At 65.4% G+C, this 16,558-nt stretch carries 12 protein-coding genes; 6 read left to right on the top strand and 6 right to left on the bottom strand.

The window, feature by feature from the left end; all coding sequences use genetic code 11:
- The first annotated feature begins 162 nt into the window (after nucleotides 1-162).
- From Q0Z83_RS00115 to Q0Z83_RS00135, 5 genes are all read left to right on the top strand, one after another.
- Complete coding sequence (locus tag Q0Z83_RS00115) at nucleotides 163-2,097, top strand: ATP-dependent nuclease (protein ID WP_317791674.1); 1,935 nt, start codon at nucleotides 163-165, stop codon at nucleotides 2,095-2,097.
- 677 nt (nucleotides 2,098-2,774) lie between these two features.
- Nucleotides 2,775-3,755 (top strand): hypothetical protein, encoded by a 981-nt coding sequence (locus Q0Z83_RS00120; protein WP_317791675.1) that lies wholly within the window; start codon nucleotides 2,775-2,777, stop codon nucleotides 3,753-3,755.
- Between the two features lie 250 nt (nucleotides 3,756-4,005).
- On the top strand, nucleotides 4,006-4,884 hold the full coding sequence (locus Q0Z83_RS00125) for a hypothetical protein (RefSeq protein WP_317791676.1): 879 nt from the start codon (nucleotides 4,006-4,008) through the stop codon (nucleotides 4,882-4,884).
- A complete protein-coding gene (locus Q0Z83_RS00130) occupies nucleotides 4,884-8,213 on the top strand; it encodes a DEAD/DEAH box helicase (RefSeq protein ID WP_317791677.1) in 3,330 nt (1,109 codons plus the stop codon). Before Q0Z83_RS00125 ends, Q0Z83_RS00130 begins: the two co-directional genes overlap by 1 nt.
- A 1,251-nt stretch (nucleotides 8,214-9,464) precedes the next feature.
- Nucleotides 9,465-9,743 carry a hypothetical protein gene (locus tag Q0Z83_RS00135; RefSeq protein WP_317791678.1) on the top strand — a complete coding sequence of 93 codons (279 nt, stop codon included), beginning with the start codon at nucleotides 9,465-9,467 and terminating at the stop codon, nucleotides 9,741-9,743.
- A 349-nt stretch (nucleotides 9,744-10,092) separates the two neighbouring features.
- On the opposite strand, the gene Q0Z83_RS00140 is transcribed toward Q0Z83_RS00135, so the two are convergent.
- Nucleotides 10,093-10,260: a hypothetical protein gene (locus Q0Z83_RS00140; protein WP_317791679.1), complete on the bottom strand. Its 168-nt coding sequence runs from the start codon at nucleotides 10,258-10,260 to the stop codon at nucleotides 10,093-10,095.
- Between the two features lie 101 nt (nucleotides 10,261-10,361).
- The gene (locus Q0Z83_RS00145; RefSeq protein WP_317791680.1) at nucleotides 10,362-10,892 is read right to left on the bottom strand and encodes an RNA polymerase sigma factor; all 531 of its coding nucleotides are present in this window, start codon (nucleotides 10,890-10,892) and stop codon (nucleotides 10,362-10,364) included.
- Between the two features lie 171 nt (nucleotides 10,893-11,063).
- Here Q0Z83_RS00145 and Q0Z83_RS00150 point away from each other — a divergent pair, with 171 nt between their 5' ends.
- The gene (locus Q0Z83_RS00150) at nucleotides 11,064-12,410 is read left to right on the top strand and encodes a hypothetical protein (RefSeq protein ID WP_317791681.1); all 1,347 of its coding nucleotides are present in this window, start codon (nucleotides 11,064-11,066) and stop codon (nucleotides 12,408-12,410) included.
- A gap of 366 nt (nucleotides 12,411-12,776) precedes the next feature.
- Here Q0Z83_RS00150 and Q0Z83_RS00155 read toward each other — a convergent pair whose 3' ends face one another.
- The 4 genes from Q0Z83_RS00155 to Q0Z83_RS00170 all read right to left on the bottom strand — a co-directional run bounded on the left by Q0Z83_RS00155 (nucleotide 12,777) and on the right by Q0Z83_RS00170 (nucleotide 16,297).
- Nucleotides 12,777-13,844 carry a glycosyltransferase gene (locus tag Q0Z83_RS00155; protein WP_378078177.1) on the bottom strand — a complete coding sequence of 356 codons (1,068 nt, stop codon included), beginning with the start codon at nucleotides 13,842-13,844 and terminating at the stop codon, nucleotides 12,777-12,779.
- A gap of 47 nt (nucleotides 13,845-13,891) precedes the next feature.
- A complete protein-coding gene (locus Q0Z83_RS00160) occupies nucleotides 13,892-15,034 on the bottom strand; it encodes a glycosyltransferase (protein ID WP_317791683.1) in 1,143 nt (380 codons plus the stop codon).
- Between the two features lie 82 nt (nucleotides 15,035-15,116).
- Complete coding sequence (locus tag Q0Z83_RS00165; protein WP_317791684.1) at nucleotides 15,117-16,130, bottom strand: glycosyltransferase family 4 protein; 1,014 nt, start codon at nucleotides 16,128-16,130, stop codon at nucleotides 15,117-15,119.
- The gene (locus Q0Z83_RS00170) at nucleotides 16,127-16,297 is read right to left on the bottom strand and encodes a hypothetical protein (RefSeq protein WP_317791685.1); all 171 of its coding nucleotides are present in this window, start codon (nucleotides 16,295-16,297) and stop codon (nucleotides 16,127-16,129) included. Before Q0Z83_RS00170 ends, Q0Z83_RS00165 begins: the two co-directional genes overlap by 4 nt.
- Between the last annotated feature and the right edge of the window lie 261 nt (nucleotides 16,298-16,558).

Genomic DNA, 16,558 nt, shown 5'->3' on the forward strand with positions numbered 1-16,558 from the left:
GGGCGATCCTGAAGTCGTATGGAGTGACGATGGGGACTGGCGCGCCAGACATCATCGTCGCGGTGCCGAGGTGGCCGAAGCGATGAGCAACGCCGCTGTGATAGACCGTTGCAGGGCATCCCGGCGAGGAGAGCCGCCGGCACGGTAGCTGAGGGGTATTGCATGCAACTCGAGTCCGTCGCAGTGTCTGGGTTCCGGAGTCTGGAGGAGGTCGACTGCATTCCCCTCGGCAAGCCCACCATCCTCACTGGCCACAATGACGGTGGAAAGACGGCCACCCTCGATGCCATCGCCTTTCTTCTCGGCGCTTACACTCTGCGAGACGCTGACAGGACCTTCTCCCGGCATACCCACGGTGACCCTGCAGGTGACATGCGCCGCACCGATGAGTCGCAGGACACCGGAGCGGCAGCCGACGAGGCTGGGCAACGAGTCGCTCACACGTGGGTCGACGGAATATTCGTCCTGAGCCCGACGGAGCAATCGGACCTCGGGCTGCCGCAGCGCGTACGGATCCGGCGGTTCGCCGCACAGGAACAGTCGCCGGTGCTCCAAATTCTCCTCAACGTCCCCGCAGATTCGGAACTCCGCGACCTAGACAGCCTGAAAGTCGCAGACCTGAAGGACCTGGCCACAAAGTACGACCTAAATGCTGAGAAGGCGCCATCGAACAAGGCTGGCTGGATTGAGCTGTTGCAGGCCTTTGCAGATAAGGCTCCTCACGTCGATGACTGGATCGACGCGCCCTCGAATGTTCAACAGCGACTGCCTCGGCTGCTGAGATTCGGAGGTGAACAAGCATCGGTCGACGCGGCGGTGAAGACGATCCTCAACGCCCGTTACAAGGTGCACTTCGAGGCGCCTGAGATGCACGTTCGCATCCGAGCGCTGGAGACGGAACTCAGTGACCTGCTGAAGGACGACGCTGCCGACCTGTGCAAACACATCATGGATCGATGCCCCGATCTAACCGAAGTCGAGGTTCTTCCGGACGTCTCCTTCTCCGGCGCGTTCAAATCTGCGCGTCTTCAGCTTGCCCGCACCGGCGGAGAAGCCGTTGCCGTAGACGCCGCCGGCGCAGGACGGGCCCGGCGTATCAGCTTGGCAGTGTGGGAGTGGGCCAGCGAAGTCCTCCAGACCGAAACCGAACCGGCCCCCACCAACCCCGGTTCAGCAGACGCCGGCAACGACGCGAACGACCATCAGGAGGCCCAGCCCGACGTCGTGATCCTCTACGACGAGCCCGATACTCACCTGGACTACTCGCATCAGCGGCGCGTGATGCAGTTGATCCGCCAGCAGTGCCACCTGCCCCAAATCCGCATGATGATTGCCACCCACTCGATGAACCTGATCGATGGAGTCGATATCGCCTCCATCGTGCATCTCACCTTGCGCCACAACCGCACCGTGATGGAACGACTCGCTGACGAGTCAGGGCATGAGGAAACAGATCGGCACCTCGCGCACATCGCGGCGGCTCTCGGCCTTCGCAACAGCGTGCTCCTGCACGAGAGACTGTTTGTCGGAGTCGAAGGGCCAACAGAGCAACAATCAATCCCTGTGCTGTTTAAGCTGGCCACCGGAATTCCTCTACAGTCTGCTGGAATTGCGCTCTGGGCCTGCAACAACAACGAAGGTGCACTTATGTTCGCGAAGTTTCTCGCGAGTCACGACCGCCGAGTCGCTGTCCTTATCGATGCAGACAGCCTCAAGAGCCAGAAGATCTTCGGTGATGACAAGTTCAAGAAGTACGGTCTCGATCCGAATCGAGACCGCCTTCTGATCGGCGGAGAAGACAGAGAGTTGGAGTATCTTTTCACCGACGAGCAATGGGCGGCAGTGGCAAATTCTAAATGGCCGCGAACCGACAATGAGCCATGGACCCCTGACGTGATCGCGAATAAACGCTCAGAGAAAAAGTTCAGTGAGGCGTTATTGACCGATTTCAAGACTTCCAGCCTTGACGGTCCGCAGACCAAGCCGGAAATGGTGTACGAGCTCGTTGCAACCTTCAGGGCGCCAGGGGATGTACCCGAAGAGCTTCACCAGCATTTCTTGGCACTGATCGAGCTAGCCAACCCCGCCGATTCGTGAGGCTCGCCGAGCCTTCATACGCGCCAAACGCTGTTGGGTGGTGGGCGCCGTCCACATGTGCATGCCAGCACCCTTGACCCATCGTTGGCCATGTGAACGTTGCTCGATGCCGCACCAGCGGCAGCCGCTGGGCGTCGGTGTAGTGGCATGTCGTACGTCGTGTCGCATTTCTGACGGCATGGCCTGCCTCCAAGCCTCGATGCAGTCAAGGATGACACGGGGGTATGACACTTTCTACCAGCATTCAAGATCAACCTCCGGCCGGCGTATCACCCTGCGCTTCCTGCCCGCTACGCGGCGCTCACGGCTGGGGGGTCAAAGCATCAACCGCCGCACATAGGGCAGGCACGGCTCGTCGCTCGACACTGTCAGCCACAGCCAAACTGGTGCTTGTTGACACCGCTAGCTGGCGACCAATCCGCACTCCCTCGATGGCGGAGACTGGAACGAAGCCCGGCGCAGCGACGGACCTGCCCCGAGCAGGCCGTCCAAACGTTCAGGAGGCGATCCTGATGTCCCGCAATGTCGGCTGCTCAGCTGTCACAGCTGCCCACCGCTCACTCCCGGGCACAGTCCGACCTACCGCAAGCTGTCACCTCGGCAAAATCCGCCGATGGGATGTGCAGACAAACCAAGCTGGCGATCTGGTGGCGGAAGCTGCGCATTAAGATCGACCAATGGGAACGGCGACACCGCGCAAGCTGCGACAAGCGATCGGACAGGCCCTACGCGATGCAATGAGCGCCCCAAAGGTCGAGCAGTTCTGCACCGGCATCGGACTCGCGCCGCCCAACCCGCCAGACGACGTGGCCAACCTCAGTAAGGCCGCCTATGTCGAACGCCGCATAGCCGGCAAGACACAACCGGAACTGATCCAACTCGCGCTCCAGGTTCTCGATGAATGCGAGGAAACGGAGTCCGCAGCAAAACTCGCGGACCTAGTAGCTCGCGGACACGGCTCCGGTATCACCGGCGAGATGAAAAACCTCATCTTCGCCGCCGACGGCCCGAAACCCGAGTTCGTCTTCAACGACGCCCTCAACAATGACCTCATCGCGGTCAAAAACGCCCAATACTGCCTTATCTACGACCGTCCGCTGGGCATCGAGGGCCTCACCTGGCGGCAACTCGGAGACTGGTGGACCACCCATGCCAGCCTCAACCACCTGCCTGAAAACCAAATTTGGAGCAACCTGCTCGGTCGGCTTTACCAATCGCTGGGCGACAACACCGGAGAACGCCGGATTCTCGACGCCTACACAAGGCGCTACAAACGCCTCGGCCCCGATATCCCCGCCCTCATCCCGCAGGTATACCTGCACTACGACCCCTATCATCAGGCACGCTACGCGCCCAACACTCCGCCACTGGCCCGCCAGCGAATGGACTTCCTCCTGCTCCTGCCCAACCGGATCCGAATAGTGATCGAATGGGACGGAGCGCAGCACTACGCCGACGACGAAGTCCTTGACAACGGGCGCCGATACGCCAACCCGAGACGTTACGCCGAAATGGTGGCCGAGGACCGGTCACTGCGACTGCGCGGCTACGAAGTCTATCGATTCGGAGGCCACGAGCTGGACGAACCTGGCATCGAGCACCGACTCGACCAGTTCTTCGACGACCTTGAGCGGCGCCACGCCTCTCCAACCGGATAGAAGCTGTTGCAGGCAGCGGCCACTGCTACCAGCAGCATTCCCCAACACGCTGGCCTAAGGATCGACCCGCACCTGACGACACCACCAGCCGCAGCGGTAGTGGCGTCGTCGACCGCCCGCGGGCGAGTAAGCATCCGATCGCCCCTCATGGCGAGGCCCGCTTCCACCGATAATCAAGCCGAAGCGCTCCTGACCAAGGCCAAACAACCGGATCAGGGCCGTGGTCACTCGTCACTGAAGGAGGAACAGATTGGCCGCTGGCACCAGCCGAGTCATCGACCTTCTCACCGCAGCGGTGGATGACCTTGAGAAATGCGTTGTTTTCAACCCCGGCGTTGCAGCGGCAAGCCACACCGTCGTCACCATCACCGGAGTGGACTCCGCCGCAGTGCCTGCGGCACTCGGCCGCTACCTGGTTGGCGCACTTTCCGGCGCGATCCAACTCGACGCCCAACTTTCGCAAGACATGCTGGCCGAGGGCGTAGACCGGCGCGAAGAGATCAGCCGAACCGTAGAATCGCTGATCGGCAGTCACAACTTGTTCGCCACCAAGACGCAGCGGCTCTTCCGCGACACCCGCCGCAACGCCTGGATCGGCGAAGGCGTCGCTCACGCGCTGCTAGCTCTCAGCGCTAGACGTGAGACCTCGTGTGTTGACGGCCAAGTATGCGCGCTAAGCGAGATCCACGAAACCCCCAACAGGCAAGGCCTGGACTCCGTGAGCACCTACGTTCAGGGCGGCATCCTCGGAGTCGCGATCGGCGAGAGCAAATCCACCGCCTCGAACGTCAACGCCAACCTTGGATCCGCAGCAGACCTCTTCATAGATGTAGAAAAGGGAGTACATGGACCCGACCTGCGGTCGAGGCTGATGGCCTTCCGGCCCATCCTCGCTCCCGGCCTCAAGGAGCAGGTCAAGGACTCGCTCTGGAGCGAAAATGCCTCCTACCTGCCGATCATCGTCTACCAAGACGCCGGAGACTTCACGGCGACGCGCGCAAAATTCAACCAGCTCAAAACGCCTCTTCAGCGCCGCCGTCTGATCGTGGTGGAGCTGACCGACTTCCACCGTTTTTTCGACGCCGTTGCCGACGCGATGCGTCACGCCGTCCCGGAGGTTGTCCTCTAATGTTCAACCGCGGTATCGACACACTGCTCGGCGCGCTACCAACAATCTCCGGCCTTGATACCGGCCAGATCCGACGGATGCTCACAGCAGCGTGGCTCGACACCACCGCACCAAGGCTCGGCACCGGCCCCACCGCGACCATCCCAGTCCAGACCCTACGCAGGCTTGCCACAGCCCTAGAAGTCCACGCGATCCTGCCCGACCAGACCCCTCCGGCCATGGTCCAAGCCTGCGCCTTTGTCGCAGCGGAAGCCCTCACCATCGCCCACGAAGGGGCCGCAGCCAGCGCCCCCGCAATTCCAGACGCCGCTGCTACAAACCCACCAGCCCAGTTCTGGCTGTTCGGCACGGAACGCACCTTCGAACAAGTCGAAGCCGCCCTGCTATACCTGATCGCCGGCTACGACGCCAACGCCGCGCTGACCGTCATAGACATCGGCGCCGATGACCTCGGCGATGACAACGACGAAGGCCCGATCGCGACATGGGCCGTACAGCGGATTCTGCACCTATGCCGGCTAACGCCCGCCACTGACGACGAGCCGCCCACCCTAACAGCGCAGCTTCCGTCGGCCCGGCTCCGAGTACGCCACGAGTTCTGGCGCCGCATCGGCCAACACATCACTGAGCACCTCAACTGGATCACATTCCGCGACGGCGGCGATCCTGAAGCCGGCAGCGCTCTACGTGCCCTCGCCAGCCGACTCGAGAACCGTGATCAGGTGCCCCCACGGCCAGCCGCCCATCCCGACCTATACCACCTGCTACTCCTGCTGGCGGCCGCATGCGATGAAACCGGAGGCCGAGCACTACGCACCGTACCGCGACCACCCAGCGACGCTGGCGACCGCTTCGGCAACTACCAACGCCAACGCGCCACCACAAGGCCACTACTCTGGCCGGCAGCCCAAGAATACGCTCAACAAGCACTGCCCGGCCCGCACGCTCATGCGGTAGTGGCCGTACCCACAAACTCCGGCAAATCAGCCGTCGCCGAACTCGCCATCAGCCAGGCACTAACCCGAGGCTGGGTGCTCTACCTAGCACCAACCAACGCACTAGTCGGCCAAATTCGCCGCCAAACAGCAGACATGTTCGGCCGGGCAACAGCCCGCGAGTTCATCGGCGGCGCCGAATACACCCAACTTGCCAGCGAGTCACTCGAACACATCGAAGACCAGCAAGTCCTCGTCATGACACCCGAAAAATGCTCCCTCGCACTACGACAGAACCCCGAGGCCTTCACCACCCTGGCACTCTGTGTCTTCGACGAAGCCCACCTTCTCGGAGACCGCACGCGCGGCGTCATCGCCGAACTAGTCATCGCTGAAATCATGCACCGCGCCCACCAAGCCCAACTCCTATTGATGTCAGCCCTGATCGCCAACCCCGCCGAACTCGGCGCCTGGCTAACCCAGGCAACCGGCACCCCCACCATCGTGATCGACGAGCCCTGGAGACCCACCCGTACCCTACGAGCCATCGCGGGCATCGACCGCGCCCGGGGAAACACCGAAGCCAGAGCCGCATACAACCGACTGCTGCAACTACCACAGCACCGCAAGAGACAACGTTTCGACGCACCTATCGCCCTACTCGCCGGCTTGCAAGGAGCCTGGGCGAGTCACGCGGCCGACGACTATACCCTAATCCAGACTGATATCGGCGCACCCGTCGCCGTCAACCGCGACCGCAAATGGGAACCCGACGGTTACTGCACCCCAGCGACCGCAGCGATCGTCCAACGCCTCGGCGACCGCGGCGACAAAGTCCTCGCGTTCCTGCCACGCAGCAAACACGACAGCTTCACCGCTGCCCGCCTCACCAACTTCGCTGAGACCCAGCTGAACACCGTTGTAGAAGCCCTCCTACACCTGGCAGAAATCGAACTTGGCGCACCAACGGCATTACGCGACCACCTACAACGAGGCGTAGCCGTACACACCAGTGCCCTGATCCGTGAAGAACAGCGCGCCAGCGAGGTCGCCTTCGAACACGGCAACGCCACCGCCATGTACGCCACCGGAACCATGGCCCAAGGCCTCAACCTGCCAGCCACCGCCGTCGTTATCGGCGGAACCGAAATCGGCTACGACACCACCAGCAGCCTGCAGCAACGCCGCGACCAAACCCGAGCGCAGCTACTTAACGCGATCGGACGAGCTGGACGCGCCCACATCGCCCCTCGCTCGATGGCTGTCGTAGTACCCAACAAAGCTCTCGTCCTCAGTTCCGCAGCAGACGCCAACAAAGCCGTCCGACGGGCAGAATTCCTCCAGGACGAAGACGCCTCCTCCGAACTGAGCAGCGCCCTCGACGGCCTCATCGCCGACGTTATGTCCGGCGAGCTTGCAGTCGACACCCTGACTGCTGCCGAGCACACCGCCTTCAGCTTCCTCATCTTCGAAGACGGCGACGAAAACGAAACCCGCCAAGTGGTAGCCAAGAGCTGGGCAGTACACCGAGTCCACGCCCAATCTCTGGTCCCCGAAATCACTCGCGTGCTGGGCAGCGCCGGCAACGCGTTCCTCCGCACGGCTGGCGCCCCACCATGGGTTGCACTAGCGGCCCACCAATCCGGTATAGCCCTGCCTGAAACCACCTCGCTCTACCACGGCCTGCGTACCTTCCTCGCGGCTGCAACCGGACCAAACACCATCCCCAACTGGGCCGACGTAATGCTCGATCTGCTCAGCCAACTGCCCGGACCACAACTTGAGCGACTTCTGACCAACGCCCCGTACGGCACCAGCCGACTGGCCAACATCTACTCCGACAGCAACACCGCCCGAACCCACGCCTGGACCGCCTACCGAACTGCACTACAAGCCTGGCTCGCTGGCAACCCCATCATTTCTATCGCCGACCACATCCACACCAAACCCGTCGCCGCCAACGCTAAGCGTGGAGCACAGGACCCGCTACCACGAACTATTGCGATCACCAGCGACGCTTTCCGCTTCGGTCTACCACTAGTCGCTGGCGCACTCGCCGCAATCACCACGCTCGGCCGCGAACATGACCCCGAGGGCCCCTGGCGCCTGCCGGACGACGCGCTCCGAAGCCTGAACCTGCTCCCACTTGCAGTACGTTCAGGCGCCAATTCACCGGAAGTCTTGGGCTGGATCCGCGCCGGAGTCCACACCCGTGTTGCGGCCCACCAACTTCACCGGCTGCTCCCAGCGCCGCCCGGCCAGTCCGACGACGACCTCCGCCGATGGGCCTCTGGCCGCCTCAACGAATTGTTCGACGACGCACTCCCTGGCCTGACCACCCCAGAACAAGACCAAATGATCCATGCACTGCGCCTCGTCCGTGAGGCTCGGTGATCCGTTCACGACCTACTGGGTTGACCTTCGAGCCACGAACTCACCGCCGAGTCCTGCTGCGGGCCAAATCATCCCTCCAGGGGGATGGCAGGGACGTGACAAGGCGGTGACTAAGAATTCGAGCGGGACAGTATTATTGATTCTGATACGGCGTTCATCGTGTAATCGCCTGTCGCTGGTAGGAAAAGGCTGCGATCCTCATGGGCTGTCAAGTGGGCCGCGCCGTGGCTCAGATTGAGCCTCCAATATTCTTTTCTCGGCAAATCTATGCGACGAGCCGCAAATGGCCACGTGCTCTGCATGGTCAGGCCCCTCCTTGCGGCTTGGAGGGTCAAACTGGACGGGGTGGCAGGCTCCGCACTTGATAGAGCGTGGTCACGTGCCTGGTCACAGGCTTGATCAACTTCTCTGGGATTAGTAGAAATCGGACGGCATGGCACTGTCGTTGTGTCCGGTTCTGTGTATAGAATGACACGATTTGATCTTACTTAATCAAATCGTTATGGGACTGGGGGTCAAGGGGTCGCAGGTTCAAATCCTGTCAGCCCGACTTAACAAAAGGCCAGCGTAGCTGGCCTTTTGCATGTCTGGACATCGATGCATTCGCGGTGGCGTGACACGCATTTTTGCACGTACGCGCGTACGGTTTATGCCCGGAGTCCGGCTGATCTTCGTGGCCTGTTCGTGTTCGACGGCCCTGGAGTCTTTCAGCTGAATCGACCTCGCTTTCAAGAACTTGGTTTGAGCAGGGCGTTCGTGGCCTGAGTGATCCGATCTCGACACGACAGGCCTCCTTGTGGGCGATGCCGAACATCGAGGCGAGTCTTCCTCCTATATGGATGATCACGACACTTCGATGACACGTACGCCCGTACGGTGATCTTCATTTGGTTCGCCGGCCCGTTCCTGGGCCGGTGATTCCATGATCGTGGTTGCTCGTGGGGTTCGGAAGCTGGCTGCGGTTGTCCCGGGTTGTCCGCGGTAGTCCCGGCTGGTTGATCGGACTGTCGGGGCGGCTCCGGAGCCGTTGGCTGGAGTCCGTTGCTCACGAAGTTCAGCGGGTACTCGTCATTGGCGTTTCCTGAGGCGAAGGTGCCGTTGGTGGAGGCTGGTGCGCACCTGCAGCGGATCGTGGCAGGGTCGGGACCGGCGGTGATAGTCGGGCGGGGATCACTGCGCGGTGCACGCGTGCTCGGCGCGGCCCCGGAAGCCCGGAGCCCTCGGCCTCCGCGTTCACCACGGACTGCGACCATGCCCAGCCGCCGCGTGTCGCGGCCCGCATCAACCGGGAGCGCCCGCAGCGTGCCAGCGCACCACGAGGCTGAACCAGACCTCCATACCGTCGTCTTCGACCTCAACATTCTGTTGGACGTCGCGGACCTGCTCGGACCGCCGTTTACGTGGGACAAGTTCCGGGATGCGGCGGCCCGCCACAGCCAGGCACCGGTCCCGAACCGAGCCGACAGCCGGATCGACAGCCTGCGAGCCGTCGCGCTCACCACGACCGGCCGGTTCGCGGGCCTGCGGTGACAAGGCGAAGAACGGCAATCCGGGGCAGGCCCGGGTTGGCACGCATGACGATCCGGTCGGCGGGAATCAGCCAGGACACAAGATGCCGTAGCTGCTGTGCGATGAGTTCCTGTGTGCCGACGTTGAGGCAGCCGAGGGCGAGGATCACGTCGATGAGCCGGCTTGGAGCGGAGCCTCGAGCAGATGGCAGACCAGGACGGCGGCCGGATTGACCAGGCCGATCCGATCAGGTTGGCGATCCTGCCCCTGAGCAGGTTGTGCCCGCAGACGACGTCGGCCATGAATTTGGGTCGCCAGGCGCGTACCTGGTCGACGAGGGCCTAGCCCCCGGCATGCCCACCCTCAACGCCTACTGCCCCGCCTTCTTCGCCACCGCCCCGACCGCCACGTTCCTGCTCATCGTGTCCGCGATCGTCCTCGGCACCGCGATGCCCGCACCGGCCGGCGACTGCGCTGGCACGGCATCGCCTACGCCGCCCTGCTGCCCGCCTTCGCCATCACCGGATTCGTCGTGCAACCCGCCCAGCCTGAACCGGCGTCGCCCTCGCCGCAGCCACCGCAGCACTGGTTGTGCGGCTTCGGCGAACCACTCGGTGACCGATCGCCCCCAGGTGCCTATCAGGCTGTCAGGCGTATGCGCAGTTGCCGCCGGGCCTGATGGAGCCGGGACTTCACCGTCCCTTCCGGAACGTGGTGCAGTACGGCGATCTCTGAGCAGCTGAGCCCCACCACGTCCCGCAACGCCAGCGCCTCGGCCAGTTCCGGCCGTAGCTGCTTCAGGGCCTCGAGCAGGTCTACCCGGGTCGTGGCGACCACGCTGGTTCGCCGCACGTCCGCGATGTCAGCGAGTCCGTCGTCGCGGCCGGTGCGGGCGTCCGCCCGGTCCCCGCAGCGCGCCGAGCGAGCCCGGTTGGTGGCGATCCGGAACATCCAGGTCCGGAAAGCGCTGCGGCCCTCGAAGCGGGGCAGCCCCCGGGCCACCGCCAGCAGGGTGTCCTGGCATGCCTCCTCGGCGTCCTCGCGATTGGTCAACAGGCGGCTGCACACCCGGAGAACCTCCGGCCGGACCGTCACGAGGAGCACATTAAGCGCCGCCAGATCGCCTGCGGACGCGATCCGGGCGAGGCTTTCAACATCCTGACCAGACATAGCACGTCCTTTCCGCGCTCAGTATGCGTCCGCGCGAGGCCATGGAAGACGCTCCATCAGTGCCACGTTCCGTAGCGGTGCGGGAACTGTCGGTTGGGCGACAGTGGCGAACCGCAGCGAGGCAGCGGTGGACGAACTAGTTGACCCTCCCAGCAAGAAACGGAGTTCCACATGCGTTCAGTAGCACCACAGACCCGCGACCGTGCCACCACCGCCGCCCATCTCACCGCCGCCGTAGCGCTCTCCGGGGCGTTGCTCGCCACTGGGACGCCGCCCGCCTGGGCGGGCGCCACGGCCACCCGTCCGGCGCTCGTCTCCACCGACAAGTCCCCGCCGCAGGTGCGAGACGTCAAGTTCTCTCGGGCCTCCGTCGCGGTCCGTGGTCTCGCCGTCGTGCCCGTACGGGTGTCCATGCGGGTCACCGACCCGTCGGGGGTACGGGACGACCCGCACGAGATGAACCCGTCCCCGCAGCTCGTGCTCGGGCCGGTCCCGGGCCATCAGTCGAAGCTCCGGCCGGTGCTGACTCGGACCTCGGGGACCGCCACGGACGGCATCTGGAGCGCCACCGTCAACGTGCCGTCCACCTGGAACGGAACGGTCCGAATCGTCTCGGTCGGCGCGATGGACAAGGCCGGCAACGAACTGTCCACCGCACTCTCCGGCGCCCGAGCACCGCAACTGCGGGTCCGGGGCACCCACCGGCCCGCGCTGACGTTCCAATACTCGATGCTGGCCGGGGGCGGCTTCCGGATCCACGGCCGGGCCTCTTTCACCGACACCGGCCGGCCCCTCTCCCGCCAGAAGCTGGCTACCGCGCTCGACAGCGGCTGCGACTTCGACGGCGGCGCGAGGAACAACATCGTCACCGACGCCCGAGGCAACTTCGAGAAGCGGTTCCGCGCCGGCGGCGCGGGCGACGCGGGTTGTGTCGCACTGATCGGCCCGGCCGCGCGCAACCAACGACCGGCGATCGTCGCCTACCGCATCGCGTCCGCGCCGGCGTACTCCGTCCCCGAGACGGCAATGCTGCAGGCCGCGGACCTGAACGGGACCGCCACCACGCCGGTCACCGCCAACTCCTGGGTGGCGCTGCGGCCGCCGCAGCCGTGCGGACCATACGCGTCGGCCAAGCTGCGCCGCGCGGATCGGGCCGTCCAGGCCATGGTCGGCGTGAACGACCGCCCGACGGTCATCGTGAACGACGTGGCCGTTTATGCCTCTGACGGCGCCCAGCGGTATCTGCGTGACGTGCGCCGGGCCGTAGCCACCTGTGGCCATGGCTGGTCAGTTCGCGCCAGTGGCGTGGCCGGCGACGAGTCCGTGCTTCTGCGGCATCGGGAGTACATCGACTACGCAGAGACGAACAAGGAAACCTACGTCGTGGTCGCCCGGACCGGGCGCGCCGTGGTGGTCGTGGCCGACACCGGCTGGGAGACCGCGGATGGGCACGAGGCCCTCGTCCGCAGCCTGAGCGCGGCGGCAGTGCGACGCGCCGCCGTGGTGAACGGGCGGTAGTGCGTAGGGCGCCGCGATTCGTGGCTCCTGGACGATGACGTAATGCGGTCCGTCTGTGGGGGACGGGCCGGCGCTTCCGATGAACGTGGCCGCGGCGGTTGTCCCTGTCGCGGTCACCGTCGCGTCCGGCCGTCAGCGACGGCCCGGCTCCGCCGCCGCAGACCCCGGGACGCCAGTCGGACGGCATCGGATCTCGACGTGACGAGCTCCCCTGCCGACGATCGGCGAATGTCGAAGTGCCGTCGCCTCCTGCCTGGACGATCGCGATACCTCGATGACACCGAACCCATTCGGTGTTCTTCGCCTGTTGTCCGAGGACTCGGCGGTGCTACACGGCAGACACGGTGATGACCGGCTCGTCGTGCTCTACGGTCGCGGAGTCGCCGCAGCGGAGATTACGCCCCGCGGCGCCGTTCTGTGACCGAGACGCGCTCGCGGGTTCTGACCCTCGCTCGCGGTGTGGTGCTGGAGGGTGGAGATGAGGGCGAGGGTGGACTCGGCGCCCTGGTTGAGGTTCGGTCCGTGCAGCGTCAGTCCGTCGTAGCCGCCGCCGGTCGCCGGGTCCCACATGGCCTGGCCGATGTCGTTGTCACCGAGGAACCAGGCGATGGACCGGTGCACCCCCGTGTGCCAGTTCCGGCCGCCGGTGACGGCGGCGGCGGTGGCGCAGGCGTCCGCCAGCGCCGCCACCTCGATCGGTTGCTGGTCGTGGTGCAGCCGTGGACCGCCGTGCTGCCATCCCGCGGACGGCAGGACCGACAGATGACCGTCACTGACCTGGATCGTCAGCAGCCACGTCAGCATCCGCAAGCCGGCGGCCAGGGCTGGTGGGTCGTCGAGGAGGTCGCCGGCGGCGATGAGGGCTTCGGCGAGGGCGGCATTGGCGTAGGTGAGCTTTTCCTCCGGCCATGGCCAGTGCGGGTCGGGACCGGGCGTCCCGATGGCGATCGTGGCGTCGGCCAGAAGCTCGGCGGCCGTCTCGTTGCCGGGATCGGCCCGGAGAAGTTCGGCGGCGCCGAGCGCGGCGAAGGCCATCGCCCGCGGGTCGGTGGATCGGCAGGAGGCTCCCAGAGTGAAGGCGAGGAGCGCTTCCTGGCGGATCCACCGGGCCGGCGAGCGTGCGGCGGCTGTTCCCAGGCCCCAGAGGGCGCGGCCCCACCAGTCGCCGACGCCTGGCTGATCGGTCCAGGTCCGGTTGAAGTCCAGCCGGTTGTGGAAGGCGCCGTCGGTGCTCTGGGCGTGGGTGAGGAACGCCAGATACCGCTCGGCGAGCCGGAGGATGTCAGTGGACGGGTCCGGCTCGCGGCTGGTCACGACGAGACCCCGGGCGACGTCATCGGTGCAGTAACCGTGCTCGCGGCGGACAGTGGCGTGCCGGGCGTGTTCGAACAGGCCGGTGTCGTCGGTGAGCCGCAGCAGGTGGGTGAAGGGCACAGCGGGAACAGCCCGGGCGGACCCCGCCGTGGTGGTCGCGCCCTCGGTCATACGCCGGCCGCCGTGACCGGGCGGACGCCGGCGCCGACGAGTGTCGAGGCGAGTTGCTGGTAGCGCAGGGCGACTGCGGGCCACCGGACTGCCGGTTCGGCGTGGCCGCTGCGCTTTCGTAGTTCGGCCGCCAGAGCGGGCTTGGTGAGGATCTTCCGGACCGCGGTCGCCAGGGCCGCCGGGCTTTTGTGCGGCACGAGCAGGCCGGGCCCGTCGGTGAGCAGCTCCACCGCGTGCGGGAAGGCGGTCGCGACGACCGGAATCCGGGCTGCCACCGCCTCGACGAGGACGCCTGAGGTGACCTGTTCGGTGGAGTCGTACGGCAATACGACGACGTCGGCGGAGCAGATCAGGTCGCCGAGTGCCGCGTTGTCGAGGTACGCCGACTCGTAGTGCACGTCATGCGCGACGCCGAGAGCCGCCCCGAGCCGGTGCAGGCTCGCCCGGTACGCCTCGCCGTGCTGTTCGACGACCTTGGGGTGGGTTCGGCCGGCCACGGTGTAGACCGGTGCCGGATCGAGGTTCCGCAGGCGGGCCAGGGCGCGCAGGGCCCACTCGATGCCCTTTCCCGGGCCCAGCAGGCCCCAGGTGAGCAGATGCGGCCGGTTGTCGTGGCGGCGGGCCGGTCCCCCGGTGTAGTCGGAGGCGCCGTGCGGGATGACGCTCACCTTCGCCGCGTCCACGGCATAGCCGAGAAGGAGCCGGTCGTGGGCCGCCTCGGTGATGGTCACGACCGCGCCGGCGGCGGCGGCGATCTGTTCGAGCAGCGATTTCTGCCTCGGGGTGGGATTGGTCAGTACGGTGTGCAGGACGACGATGCTCGGCACGGTGAGCCGGCGTAGTACGGACAGGACTTCTCCGCCGTCGCGGCCGGGGTAGATGCCGTACTCATGCTGGACGACGGCGACGTCGAAGGTGTTCAGCACTTCGGCGCTGTCACGCCAGCCGGACGGTGCGGTGTCCATCCAGGTGTGCACCACACCGGGTGTGGGTCTGATGTCGTCGCCGTGCGCGGCGACCCGGACGATGCCGCTCGGCCCGGCGACCTCACTGAGGTGAGTGGAGAGCGCGGCGTTGAAAGTCGCCAGGCCGCACCGAGTGGGCGGGTGGGTGCTGAGGAATCCGTACCTGATGGTCATGGGGTGCCTTTCTGTAGCCCGCCGGGTAGCGGTCGACACGCGACCGCGTGCGAGGCGCGGTGCTTGGGTGTGCGCGGGCCGGTCAACCCCTGCTGCTGCCGATGAGCTGCTCGTAGACGGCCAGATAGTCGGCGACCATGCGGTGCGCGTCGAAGCGTTTGCGGGCCTGTTCCCGGCAGCCGGCCCGGTCGATGGTGTGAACAGCGCCGACAGCGGCGACGGCCTGGTCGACGCCGCATACCAGAAACCCGGTGACACCGTCGTCGACGATTTCGGGCATGGAGCCCCGCGGGTAGGCGATGACCGGTGTACCGCAGACCATCGACTCCACGACCGACAGGCCGAACGGCTCGTCGAAGTCGATCGGGTGCAGAAGCGCCTCTGCCCGGCCGAGGATCTCACCGCGGCGCTGTGCCCCGACCGCGCCGAGGAAGACCACGTGTTCGCCGTCGATGTGCGGCGCCACCCGCTCGTCGAAATACCGCTCATCCTGAACGATGCCGCAGATGGTGAGCGTACGCCCGGCGCGGCGGGCGATCTCGATCGCCGTGTGGGTGCCCTTGTCCGGGTGGATTCTGCCGAAGCTCACCAGCCCGGGTGCCCCGGCCGGTGAGAACGGGAGCCCGCCCGCGTCCACCCCGTGATGGACCGTCGCGACATAGTCGAGGTCGGGGTGCCGGTCGGCATCGGAGATCGACACGAACGAGGAGCGACTCGAACGGTAGGCCGGCAGGATCGTGGGGCCGGAGAATCCGTGCACGGTGGTGAGCAGCGGGGCACGGCAGTGATCCGCGAAGGCGAGCGGGAGCCAGTCGAGGTGGTTGTGGACGATGTCGAAATCACCGGAGCGGGCCAGGGTGTACGAGACATGCATGGCCTCGGCGACTCGGCCGTCCGCCGACGCATCGTCCGCATACCCCCGCGGGCACACACCATCGAGCCGCGCCGCTGTGATCGAGTCCAATGTCGCGAAGAGCGTCACCTCAACGCCGGCTTTCACCAGACCGTCCGCAAGCAACCCCGTGACCTGTTCCCAAGGCCCATATGCGTACGGCGGGGTACGCCAGGCCACCGGCCCCAGGATGCCGACCATCACAAGGATGCTCTTCGGGCCGATGCCGCCGGCTCGAGGTGGAGCATGGCCAGCAACCCGCCATGTTCGGAGGTGTCGATGTGCTCGGGCAGTTCCCGTTCGACGAAGGCAGCTCTGACGTGCTGCCGCTCACGTAGAACAGTGACGACGACTATTCTGAAGATGATCATTGTCGGCTCTCTCGGATCACTCGTCGGCGGTGGACGGAGCCGCCGGAGTCTGGAGCGACACCGTCAGCCTACGCCTGCCATGACACTCTCTCGACGGCCGGAGAACCGGGCTCCCGGCACGTGGTGTCCTCCGCCGCCATGAAAGAGGTCAGAATCTGCGCGAAGCGTGCCGGAGAGTTACTCCACGCGGCCAGGTGAGCCGCAGACGACACCGATTTCAGCGGATTCGGTCACGGGGGCGTACGGTGAACACGTCACCCG

This window comes from Actinoplanes sichuanensis, from assembly GCF_033097365.1.
Lineage (GTDB): Bacteria > Actinomycetota > Actinomycetes > Mycobacteriales > Micromonosporaceae > Actinoplanes > Actinoplanes sichuanensis.